General features: G+C 56.9%; 10 protein-coding genes. 4 read left to right on the top strand and 6 right to left on the bottom strand.

Annotated elements, in window-relative coordinates; genetic code table 11:
- Window positions 1–278: 278 nt before the first annotated feature.
- A complete protein-coding gene (locus tag QD409_RS34530) occupies window positions 279–557 on the top strand; it encodes an ArsR/SmtB family transcription factor (protein WP_430764948.1) in 279 nt (92 codons plus the stop codon).
- 169 nt (window positions 558–726) lie between these two features.
- Here QD409_RS34530 and QD409_RS34525 read toward each other — a convergent pair whose 3' ends face one another.
- From QD409_RS34525 to QD409_RS34510, 4 genes are all read right to left on the bottom strand, one after another.
- On the bottom strand, window positions 727–1350 hold the full coding sequence (locus tag QD409_RS34525) for a hypothetical protein (protein WP_430764947.1): 624 nt from the start codon (window positions 1348–1350) through the stop codon (window positions 727–729).
- Between the two features lie 288 nt (window positions 1351–1638).
- A complete protein-coding gene (locus QD409_RS34520; protein ID WP_245298124.1) occupies window positions 1639–2082 on the bottom strand; it encodes a barstar family protein in 444 nt (147 codons plus the stop codon).
- Window positions 2083–2266: 184 nt separating this feature from the next.
- Window positions 2267–3673, bottom strand: a complete 1407-nt coding sequence (locus QD409_RS34515) for an RtcB family protein (RefSeq protein ID WP_092854100.1) — start codon at window positions 3671–3673, stop codon at window positions 2267–2269.
- 936 nt (window positions 3674–4609) lie between these two features.
- Window positions 4610–6166 carry an RNA-binding protein gene (locus QD409_RS34510; protein WP_430764946.1) on the bottom strand — a complete coding sequence of 519 codons (1557 nt, stop codon included), beginning with the start codon at window positions 6164–6166 and terminating at the stop codon, window positions 4610–4612.
- Window positions 6167–6376: 210 nt separating this feature from the next.
- On the opposite strand from QD409_RS34510, the gene rtcR reads away from it, so the two are divergent.
- The gene (gene rtcR / locus QD409_RS34505) at window positions 6377–8035 is read left to right on the top strand and encodes an RNA repair transcriptional activator RtcR (RefSeq protein WP_092854104.1); all 1659 of its coding nucleotides are present in this window, start codon (window positions 6377–6379) and stop codon (window positions 8033–8035) included.
- Window positions 8036–8225: 190 nt separating this feature from the next.
- Here the strand turns inward: rtcR and QD409_RS34500 are convergent, their stop codons facing one another.
- Window positions 8226–8768, bottom strand: coding sequence for a hypothetical protein (locus QD409_RS34500; RefSeq protein WP_430764945.1), 543 nt, complete (start codon window positions 8766–8768; stop codon window positions 8226–8228).
- 355 nt (window positions 8769–9123) lie between these two features.
- On the opposite strand from QD409_RS34500, the gene QD409_RS34495 reads away from it, so the two are divergent.
- Both QD409_RS34495 and QD409_RS34490 read left to right on the top strand, forming a co-directional pair.
- Window positions 9124–9657, top strand: a complete 534-nt coding sequence (locus QD409_RS34495; protein WP_430764944.1) for an oxidoreductase — start codon at window positions 9124–9126, stop codon at window positions 9655–9657.
- A complete protein-coding gene (locus tag QD409_RS34490) occupies window positions 9654–11354 on the top strand; it encodes a hybrid sensor histidine kinase/response regulator (protein WP_430764943.1) in 1701 nt (566 codons plus the stop codon). Before QD409_RS34495 ends, QD409_RS34490 begins: the two co-directional genes overlap by 4 nt.
- Here the strand turns inward: QD409_RS34490 and QD409_RS34485 are convergent.
- On the bottom strand, window positions 11341–11706 hold a 366-nt coding region (locus QD409_RS34485), incomplete at its 5' end, for a response regulator (RefSeq protein ID WP_430764942.1). The genes QD409_RS34490 and QD409_RS34485 overlap by 14 nt on opposite strands.

The raw sequence follows: 11706 nt of genomic DNA, 5'->3' as shown, positions 1-11706 counted from the left end.
CCCCTCGAAACTCCCCGCCCGCCCATTAAAAGCGGTGTCGTTTGGCATCTAATCGTAAGAATGCGCCCGTTTCGGCAGATGATGGCACCTAATTTGAGATTATTCAGCGCGATTTTGGGCGCTTGACGCCTTCCGATTTGGCAATAACCCCTTGTGATACTTGGCATTTTCTGATGAAGATTGGCCGTAGGCAGCCATCTTTCCTACGGCGGCGAATCTCACATTAAGTGCCAAAATCGAAGCCAGAATCTCAAATTAAGTGCCCAATCTCAAATTAAGTGCGGCGCTATCTCGTTGAAATTATTGCATGCGGAGTCTTGCGATTAAATGCAAAACGACAGGTTTGTCTTCGCCTATCCGGCCGCGAAAAGGACGTGCACAGCCTTGGGGAGGAACTAGGGTTATCGCCATCCACATTGAGCCAACATTTGGCGAAACTCCACAGATTGGGCATGGTCAGCGTACGCAACCACGTTCAATTCCGATATTATACCTGCGACCATCCAGGCGTACTCCGACTACTAAAGATACTGGTGGCAGCGTCCGAGCGCGGCTGACACACTTCGGTCGTTACGTGTCCACTTCCACCGCGATTTCACGCAGTCTTGGATTTCGTCGTAACCCTCCTTCGATATGGATATGGCCAGTTCGTTAACGGGTTCTCGGCGACTGATTGAAACTGTTGTGGGCAGAATCTTACGGTTAAATGCAAAACGACATGATGAGTCAGTCTGTTGTTGAACCTGCGATGATCGTCAGCCGCCGTAGCGATGGAATGTATACGCTAAACAAGAAGACACCCCACCAATCGGCGCCGGCGTCAAAATAATCCGAAACCTCGGGCAGCCGCACGTTCGACCAGTCGAAGATCTCACTCGTCTGCAGAGGTGGCAGGATAAAGTCTCTAATCTCTTCGAATGCCGTCTGCACCTCACTCGGTCTGGCCCGGAGAGAGTAGGGAGTCCATGAGAACGCATAGGCGAACTGTCCCCCCGCTCCAACTTCGGGCAACCCGCCACCTCCCGACGTAATGTTTACATTGTCGAGAGTGTTCAGAATTGGATTGTGCAGTTCTGATCCGTCCGAGGTTCTATAGCGGCCTAACTTCAGCAGTTGACCGCCGTCCAGGTCGTACCAGTCGCCGAAGAATTCTTTGTCGGAGATGCACCTGCGCCCGAGCAGGCGCAGTTTCTCAATGTCAATTGTAGACGACGGTTGCAGCGCCTGCGGAATAGCTGAAAGGATTTCCTCATCCGTACCATCCGCGTCCTCGAAGACCACGAAGTCGAGTACACCAAGCATCTTCCGAAAACACTCGAAGGCAGATGGTAGCTTGTCTGTCTGGTTCATTCGATTGCTTTACGATTCGGTTCGTCTGCCCAAAATGGAGAGCCCAAGGTTGCGGTGCGAACAATTTTTATGCTGATTATGAACTTGCAAGGAAACCAGATCTGAATGCCTACAACGGCATAGCTTGAAGGGCAATTCCACACGAACAGGGTGTATGGATGATTGCTGAGGCTAAGCTGGCCAAAATCGGGTGCCCACCCCGAGGGCTTCCCGGGTCTCCGCGGCCGTTCTCCAGCATCCCGCCAATCCGTGATTAAACGCCAAGCGACACTTTCCCACGCAACCCAACTATTCCAACACCAACCGAACATTGTCGGCCTCCTCCTCGCCGCCAGGACAGTGGATGTCAATGATCCAGAGGAGCCAATCAAACGCTGTCGGGCCCGTGCCGGCACGGGCGTCAGCAAGTTCCTGGCGAATATGATCTCGATTGCTGGGATGGCATCGTTGCAGACGGCGCTCGAGTTGCCTCACGGTCTCGGGATAACCCAGTCTTTGCTTCGATACATCCGAGTGAGACCACCTGATCGTGAAACCTTCATCAGGCGTTCCAAAGCCACCTCGCAGAATGTCGCTAAAGGCATCAAGATTTTTACCCCAGTAAGCGTCACGGATCAGCACTCGGCTGATCTCGTCATAAAATGACTCCAGCGATGTTATTCGAGAACCGCCGATCACGTATTCGGTCGTCAAATGAACTCTTTCATAATTGTTAGAAGAATTGCGGACCATTGCCCTTCGCCGCCATTGGATGTCCTGTGTTCGCTCGAGGTCCGCCCTACCGTGTTCTGATCACCGAGCGCGATGTTGTGGCCGGCCAGCCGCAGCTGCGTTAAAGGCCCTGAACATTAAACCCGCCGCGTTATTGTAATCGTGCTGATAATGGTGAAGGCGGACTCGCCGCCTTCACCGACGTTTACTGGCGCTTTTTGCGCCAAGGCGCATTCTTCTGCCAGTCACCGGCCATGATGCTCCCGAACGGGATCACCTCATCGACCACTTCGGCAAGACCGTAGTGGTCGATCTGCGCCCGCACGCTCGCAGCGTTCTTGTAGGCACTTGGCAGTTCCGACACATCCGCGAAACCGGAGAAGAACCGCGCGTCGAGACCGCTTGTTTCCTTCTCCAGAATAGCCGCGATGTTGTTCGGGCTGAGACCTCGCGAATCCGCGCCATATTCCGCAGACAACTGCCTCATATGCGCGCTGCGCGAAAAGTTTCGGCCGGCGCCATGCGGCGAAAAGCCGAGACCATGAGCGGCATTCGAACCGCGAACGATCAGGATCGGTTCCGCCATGTTGAGCGGAATGATGGTCAGATCGGTCGCATCGTCAGCCCAGTTGTCGAAGGCAGGCGTCGCACCCTTTCCGTGATAGAACAGCCCGTCCGACTTCCGGAAGACGAAGTTGTGTTCGTTCCAGAAGCGATCGGCGACCTTGGCCGAGAGCTTTTCCGCCGCCATGTCGTGAAGGACATAGTGGTTCTCCTTCGTCCACTGGCGGATCGTCTGCAGTGCCGACCAGTAGGCATCGCCTTCGTCGGTATCCGCCGGAATCCAGGCATTTTCCGTATGCGTTTCCGGCGAGATCTGCTCACGAAACCGGTTGGCGACCTTCATGCCCTTGTCGTAGAGGCGGGCACCCGGTGCTCGCGATCCATGATGGGTCACAAGCGCCGTTTCGCCGGTCGACTTCATCGTTCCGACATAGGCGAAATGATTGCCGTCGCCCTGGGTCGCGAAATGCTCGATACCAACGCTCAGTGCACCGTCGCGCAGATAAGGGTTCTGCTCGAAAGCCAAAAGCGTCGCCTCGGAAGGCTTGATCTGCGCGCCGCGCGGACGACCTCCGGGACCGAAATGCGTCACGGCATGCACGGCATCCAACAGCGACTTCGGATCCACATCCGGAAAGATCGAGATCGCCATCGAGCAGCAGATATCGGCCGAATGCATGCCGGGATGGATTGCTTCGGATGCGACCACGCCGCCGACCGGGATCGTCCCGACCGGGCCGGCCGGGCATGCGTCGGGCATGATCGCAGCCGCCCGAACGACGGGCGTGCGCACCAGCGCGCGCATCGTCGCATTGACCTTTTCCAGATTGTCCTGCTCAAAGGCGTTCTCGGCACGGATGTTGGAATAGATCTCGATGTCGTTATCGGCCTTCAAGGCAAGCGTTGGCCCTGGCGCAAATGCCTTTGCCGCTTCCAGGGCATCCGTCACCGAACCCCCCTTGCTCAAAACCGCATTGGCCGCATCGAGAGCCGGGCGGAACCACTTCCCCTGGCTCATGCCGGCATCGATCAAATCCTGTCCGCTCATTACCGTTGTCATTGTCTTTTCTGCGTCTGCAGTCCTTCTTGTTCCGTTGCTTTTCTTCACACCGCCTGGGCGACAAGCGTTGCCGGAGATCTATCTCACCGCACGCATTCCATGGTCATGGCGCTATGCGGCCCCTGTAGTCACCGGCGGCATTCGCCCAGGCTCGTCTTCATCATCCCGGCGACGAGATGTGGCAGGACAATTTACTGAGCTACGGGCTCCTTTCGGAACACGGGATGAATTGAACATCCGACCTGCCCGCCGAAATCCGGCGGGCAGGTCTATCCCTGTAGTCCTGCCGGCATTCGCCGGGCATCTCCTTCATTGCAGCCCCGACAACGAAAGTGGCAGGACAGTATTATCTGAGCTACGCATTCCCTGAGGAACACGGGATGACTTGAACATCCGACCTGCCTGCCGAAAATCCGGCAAGCCGCTCTACCTGTAGTCCTGCCGGCATTTGCCGGGATAGTTCGTTCCCACCTGGTAGGAACTTGCAGCGGCGACGAGGATGGACGAAACCGGATGGCCCCGCTCGTGCCAGAGAGCGTATGCCCAGGAGGAGTCGAACCTGCCAGACCATCCAACTTTGGCGGCTGTAGTTCCGTCCGGCATTCGCCGCTGCTTTTGGCTATGGCGACAAGTGTTTAAGAAACTTCCCGCTACCAAGGGGGATGTTCAATCCCTTGCAGGGTTCGAACCTACCGCGGCCATGTAGTTCCTTTTGCATTCGCCATGTCATTCCATTCGTCCGTGACGACGAGGTGTGGTGAAACGTCCTGCTCTATCCGCTGAGCTACGGGTCCATGAACTGGAGGACCCGACGGGATTCGAACCCGCGACCTGGAGGGTAATAGCCTGTAGTTTCATCCGGCATTCGTCACGGCCCCCGCACCGTTCACGGCGGCGCGGGAGGTATTGCTTCTTGTGAGCTCGTCAGAGCTCGATCGCCTCGATGGCTTTCACCCAGCCATTCGAGCCGTTGGTGTCGGCTGCGAAAGCCGCGATCACTCCATAGACGGCGTCCGAGAACCCGCCGATGTTGAGCACGTCTTCTCGCGTCGTCGCCTGTGTGGTGGCGTGGGGCTGGATATCGAGGCAAACCAGCTTTGCAGCCGGGTTATTCCCCTTGATCCTTGCCCATTCCGTCATCACAGCGGTTGGCTGGCCATCTTTGCGTGCGTCCACCCAGGATTCGTTGTCCGAAATGAACACCACGAGATCAACCTTCGCCTTCTCGTTTGCGAGCCTCTTCAACGGTGCGGAGCAATTCGTTCCGCCGCCGCCGATTTTCGCCAGCTTGTCGGCATTGGTCATCACCGAATCCCGCTTGTTGAGGCTGACGTGCACGACGTCATTCTCGAACGGCAGGACCCGTGCCTTCGGGTTGCGCTGCAGGAATGCCGCGGTCATGAGACCGGCAACATCGATGCAACGGACCGAGGACGTCGCGCCCTTCCGGTGACCGGTTACGGGCGAGCCCATGGAACCCGATACGTCGGGGCAAAGCACCACATTGCCCGTCAGCGACGGCACGTTGGCAATGGCGATATCCATCGCATCCTGCAGCGCATCCCGCACGACATCCGGAACCTGGCCGTCGACCATCTTCCACGCCATCATCAGCTGATAGGGGAAGACCTTCGCCTTGCGGATTTCCTCCGGATCGGCAAGCCGCGCCGCCAATGCCTCGGCAAAACCCCTGACCTCGAACACGCCGTTGCGTGCAAAGGTGTTGAGGTTCTGTCGCGCCATCTGCCAGCCGCCCTTGCGGGCGATCTCGACCCAATGCTCCCGCGTCAGCGGCAGCGAGGTCAGCATCTGGAACGGCACGTCCGGCACCGGGCAGGTCTGGTCGCGTCGAAACGCTTCCAGTGACTTGACGAGTTCCGGCAGCGCCGCGTAGTTGTACGGCTTGCCGATAGCCCAGGCATAAAGCGCCTTGCGCTCTTCCGTTGCCGGCTTCGGATGCACCATGCGGATGACATCGGCAAGCGAAGGGTCGTTTCCGACCATTGCACGCAGGATCTGCTCGGTGCTGGCTCGTTCGAGCCACGCCTGCACGACCTTCTTCGGGCGCGTGCCGAGTGACTTACGACCCGTAGCGCCAGAACGCATGACCTGTACGAAGCCGCGCAGCATCTTGCCGCTCTTCACCACCCGAGGAAATGCCCGGGCGAAGGCATCGCTCTGAAGGCTGGAAAGCATGGCGAGCAGCGTCACCGGCATGTCCTTCATGTGACCCTGTTCAGCTGCGTAGACAGCCACCCTGGCGAGGAACTCCGGCTCGACCTGAAGGGCAAGTGCCTTTACCGCTTCAAGCTGCTCGGCTCCGCCAGCATAGAAGGTGCCGTTGAACGTGCCGGTGACGGCGTATTGCGCCAGCGCCTCGCGCGGCGTCAGCTGGTAGGCCGGGGCCGCTTCGTGATTTTTGGTGTCCGTTCCCGGAAGCAGGTTTCCGAGGTAGGTTTTGAAGATTGACTTGTTGACCATGACAGCACCTCTTGTTTGGTTCGTGCCAGATACATTTCAAGACGCGTGCCAGTTTGGAGAAGGAGCCGAGAGATGCGCGAAATTTTTAGTCATCTATCTGTTTTTTAAAGGAGAAATTTCTCTATCTTCTCGGAAGCGATCATGGTTTGCAAAATTCGCATTCCGATTATATTATCGCAGATTATACTTCTTTATAATTTTGGATAAGTCGTGAAGCGCCGAGTCGCCATCAGCATATTGGGAACCACCCTGGATGCGGGGAAATGGGAAAACCGCTGGAGCCGCTGGCGGCCCAATGTCGCGCTCTGCCAGCAGCCTGGCCTGTTTATCGACCGGCTGGAGCTGATCCACGACAATCGCTCGCAAGCACTTTGTCAGCGGATCGTCGGCGATATCGGAACGGTGGCGCCGGCGACGGAAGTGCGGAGCAACGTCATCAACTTTCGGGACCCCTGGGATTTTTCAGAGGTCTACACGAGCCTCAGGGATTTCGCCCGCGGCTACAGCTTCGACCCCGACACGGAAGACTATCTCGTCAACATCACGACCGGCACCCATGTGGCGCAGATCTGCTGGTTCTTGTTGACCGAAGCCCGCATCATTCCTGGTCAGTTGCTGCAACTCTCGCCGCCTCGCGATCGGGAGCCAGAACAGGACTTCGCCGGCACACATCGGATCATCGACCTCGACCTCTCGCGCTATGACGAGATCGCCAAGCGCTTCGCGTCCGAGCGCGAAGACGCCGCCTCCTTCCTGAAGTCGGGAATATCGACCCGCAACGCCGCATTCAACAGGATGATCGACGAGATCGAGAGAGTGGTGATCCGCTCGACAGCTCCCGTCCTCTTGACGGGGCCAACCGGCGCCGGCAAGTCGCAACTCGCCCGACGCATCTATGAGCTGAAGAAGAGCCAGCGCAAGATCAGCGGCCCTTTCATCGAGGTCAATTGCGCGACCCTGCGCGGCGACCAGGCCATGTCCACCCTGTTCGGTCATGTAAAGGGCGCGTTCACCGGTGCTGCAGGCGAGCGGGCCGGCTTGCTCAAATCCGCTGACAAGGGCGTGCTGTTCCTCGATGAGATTGGCGAACTCGGCCGCGACGAACAAGCCATGTGCCTTCGCGCGATCGAGGAAAAGAGGTTCCTGCCGGTGGGTGCCGACCGGGAGACATCTGCGGACTTTCAACTGCTTGCCGGCACCAATCGCGACCTCGGCGAGGATGTCCGCAAGGGAAGATTCCGCGAGGATCTCTATGCCCGGCTCAATCTCTGGACTTTCCAACTGCCAGCCCTGCGCGAGCGCAAGGAGGACATAGAACCTAATCTCGACTTCGAGCTCAGGCGCTATCTGGAACGTGAAGGTGAAAACATTACCTTCAACAAGGAAGCGCGCGGTCGCTATCTTGCGTTCGCGACCGGTCCACAAGCCGTCTGGAGCGCCAACTTTCGCGACCTATCTGCCTCGGTGACGCGTATGGCGACGCTCGCCCCGCATGGGCGCATCACGACTGATGTTGTTGACGATGAAGTCCGACGGCTGAATACGTTTTGGCGAAGTGCGTCTGACCGCGGTGGAGCGGATTTGATCATCGAGGAAGTGTTAGGCGCAGAAGCTGCGGCTCGCCTCGATCACTTCGACGCGATGCAGCTTGCGACTGTTCTCCATACCTGCCGCGAGCATGCGACGGCGAGCTCTGCCGGCAGAGCCCTGTTTGCAGTCTCGCGATTGGAGAAAAGGAGCAGCAATGATGCAGATCGTCTAACGAAGTATCTCGCTCGCTTCGGTCTCAGATTTGAGGATATCACTAACGGTGGCAATGGGAGGGTCGGCCGCGCTTCTCTCCAAAACACCGAAAGACGAGTTTCATAGGTCAGCCTAGTCTAAAACGTAATATTCTCGATGGCTTAGTAGGTTCCTGGGCGTTTGAAACACCGGGTCGTCGGTTCAAACCCCTTCAAGAGCGGGTATGTGGGAGTTTTGATGGAAATTTGTCGGTTCGACGGGTTGAGACAATCGGTTATTTTAGTCGGCTTACGCCTCCTTCTTCGGCAGTTTCAGCTTACCACCCAATATCCCATGGGCGCGGCTTGCCATGAAAGATCACCACCCGAGCGCCTGCAGGGATCGAGCCGTTTCCGCTTTCATCATCGTAAAGCGCCTGCCGCACATGCGATTTCCACGAGACGATTTGGCCCGGTAGCAAATCCTGCCATCGGCTGGCGTTATCGAGCCAGAAGCGCTCCAGAAAGGCCTGATCGCCGCCTTTGGAATAGACATCCATCCAATACTGCGGTCGGTCGATCCATTCGGCCCAAACCCTGTCACGGGCAGCCTCCGGCAAATACATGATCGATGATTGCAGGCCTTCTGGCCGGTAAATATCGCGCATCAGGACGATGTGGTTGGCCGAGACGATATCGGCGAGGCTCCCGACGATCGACGTGTCGAGATCCATGAAGAGAATGTCACCGCCGATCTCCGGTCGAAAAAGCTCCATTTTCGACCACCAGCCCGGCCAATCATAGACGAGCGGCAAAGTCCGAACACCCTTGATCTCGATATCGGAAAGACAGCGAAAATCCGCATCGGGAAGATGATCCATCACCTGCTTGCGCAAGCGCAAAACATGGTCGGCCTTGTAATCGCCGCCGGACCTCAGAACACAAAAGACGGAAATCACGTTTCGGCGGCCTCGCTTGGTGCGTCTGCTGCAACGGGCAAGAGCCGTTGGCGGTGAAGATATACGGATGATTGAATAAGGTGTCACCGGTGCGCGGCGAGAATTCGGCACGCTACTAGCAATAGAACACAGCTTATGGATCCCAATGGAGTCGAACTTTACACACCTTGGCTATTCCCTGTACGCGCACACTGATTAAACTGATCATTGCAATGGATCAGTGAGCAACCTTTGACAATGCCCTGAACCAGGCCAGACTGTAGGGGGCAATACGGAAATGACGAACATGCCGAAGGCAAGATTTTTTCTCAGTATTTTAGTGGCCGGAATCTGGCTGGGTCTGGGCACGGCGAATGCGGCGATGCATATGCCGAATGGCTGCAAGCGGGATGCTTTCCTGACGATCTCCGGCAACATCGGTAAGACGACAAACGGCGCCAAAGACAGCTATGATATGTCCGAGCGCGAACTTCTCGCCTTGCCGACATCGACGGTGGCGACATCGACCCCATGGACTCCCAAAAGTGACTTCAATGGGCCGCTGCTGAGCAAAGTGCTCGATGAGGCCGGTGCGAAAGGAAAGAAGCTGCGTCTCGTTGCACTCGATGATTTCAGCGTCGAAGTGGATGCTGACTATCTGGAGAAATACGGCACTATCCTCGCCACCAGCAAGGACGGAGTCCGGCTGACGATCAGAGATTTCGGACCGCTGTTTGTAATGTACCCTCGTGATAGCTTTAAGGAGGAGTTGGGCACGCCGGTCGCGGCTTCCTACCTAGTCTGGCAGTTATGCGGAATCAACGTGGAATGAGACTGTTCCATCTTTCCTGGTTCAGCATTCCCTTAGCAATCCTGGCCATATGCGTCGGTGTTGTCGCCTATAATTGGAACGCCATAAGAGCAGAATACAGACTTTGGGATTCCAGCAACCTCAAGAATCCATCCTATCTCTACTGGCCGACCGTGAAGACGCCGAGCGAGCTCGAAGCCGTTAGACTGGATTTGAAAACCATTGCCGATGGTTCCAAGGTCGAACCGGAGGTGCTTTCCCTTGATGTCGATGTCCTCATTTCTGGCATCAACATCATAACCAGACCTTCCGAATTGAATGACAGCTACAAAAAGCTCCCTGGCTTCTCGAACGAGGAGGTAGCCTTGGTCCAGTTCGCAACCGAGGTTCTTCCCGCAATCAGGCCCGACATCTCGGCGGCAGATGCCGAGGCGCTGTTGCCCAAACTGGAGGAAATATCCTTTGCCTTAAAGAGGATATCCAAAACCTCGCTGGAACGTGACAGCGAGCTGAAGGAAAGGTCTTTAGAGACGATCCAGGCGGGGCATGTCGTCATTCTCGTGATTGCAGGATTATTGCTCTGCGCACTCCTCTCCTTTGTCATTATCGCGATATCCTACTGGCGAGCAATCATCGCCAAAACGCGCGCTGTGGCCGCCGCGGAGGCGGCGATCGCGGACAAGATCAGCTTTCTCGCAATGGTCAGTCATGAACTCAGAACCCCGCTTCAGGTTATCGTCTCAGCATTGGACGTGCTGGAGCGCCCCCAAGACGCAAAGACCCGAAGTGAGCTGAAGGCGCGCATTCGTCGGGCAGCAAACAGCCTCGCTGTTCAGCTACGCGATATGCTGACATTGGCGCGGGCTCAAAGCGGATATATCGAACTTCAGCCCGGCGTGTTCGAAGCGGGGGAACTGGTTCGCGAGGTGGTGGAGAATTATCAGGCTGCTGCGAAAGCGAAGCATCTGGATTTGCGGCAGAGAATACCCGATGAGCCCGTCTTCGTCGTCGCCGACGGTGAGCGCATCGCGCAACTTTTGCACAATCTCATCTCAAACGCGGTGAAATACACGTCGTCCGGTTACGTTGAGGTTGAGCTCGGTCCATTTGATGAGAAGGCCGGCGAACTAAACTTGCGCGTGACGGATACCGGGCCGGGCTTGCCGCCAAGAGTTTTGGAGAACAGCATCGATGCAAAAGGGCCATCCAGTCTTGGCAGCGGGCGCGGTATCGGCTTGTCGGTGGTTCAGACCTTGTTGCGGCAGCTTGGTGCCCGCATGACAGTTGGGAATGTTCCAGCGGGCGGCAGCATATTCGATCTCGCAATACCCGTCGTCCCGGCAGCTGAGCACTTAGATGAGATACCGGACGCTCGAAAACGCATCCTCGTCGTTGACGACCATCCCGACCTCCTGAAAGGTCTTTCGACGGTATTCGAGCAGCTCGGATTTGTGACCGATATCGCTCCCTCCGGCACTATGGCGCTGAACTTTGTCGCTGCCCATTCTTATTCGGTGATCTTCGTCGATCTGGACATGCCGATCATGACGGGGCCGGAACTGGCGGCGCAGATCCGCAGGACGGACTCGCGCCATAAAACCAAGCTGGTGGCGATGTCGGCCGCACATCACGGCTCCAAGCATGACCTGTCATTCTTCGACGCGACACTGAGCAAGCCGATCCGCCAGCAGCAACTGCGAACAGTCATGCAGTTTTGAAGCTCGCGTTCAACGCGGCAATCAGGATCGGCATGCTTGCTGGCTTGGTGAAGAATTTGAGATTGTGCTGGGCCAGAGCCGCGGCAATATTCTCTTCCTCGGCATTGCCGGTTCTGATTTGCCCGGTCAGGATGATGATCGGGCAAAGCGCATTGCGCGCACGGATATTCTCGACTAGCTCCAGTGCCGTCTGGCGCCGTGCATCGCGCTCGATAATCCAATCCAGAACATAGGCGTCGAAGTCGGTCTGGTCGTAAAGAGCCTGGGGATCGTTGAAGGCGACGGCGTCAAGGCCTGCCGTCTCCATATATTGCACGATCGTTCGCGCAGTATCGGCGTGGTCGTCCAGGAT

This window comes from Rhizobium sp. BR 315 (assembly GCF_050577975.1).
GTDB classification, from domain to species: domain Bacteria; phylum Pseudomonadota; class Alphaproteobacteria; order Rhizobiales; family Rhizobiaceae; genus Rhizobium; species Rhizobium miluonense.
The sequence above is the reverse complement of the archived record's forward strand: the minus strand, read 5'-3'. Positions and strand labels throughout refer to the sequence as shown.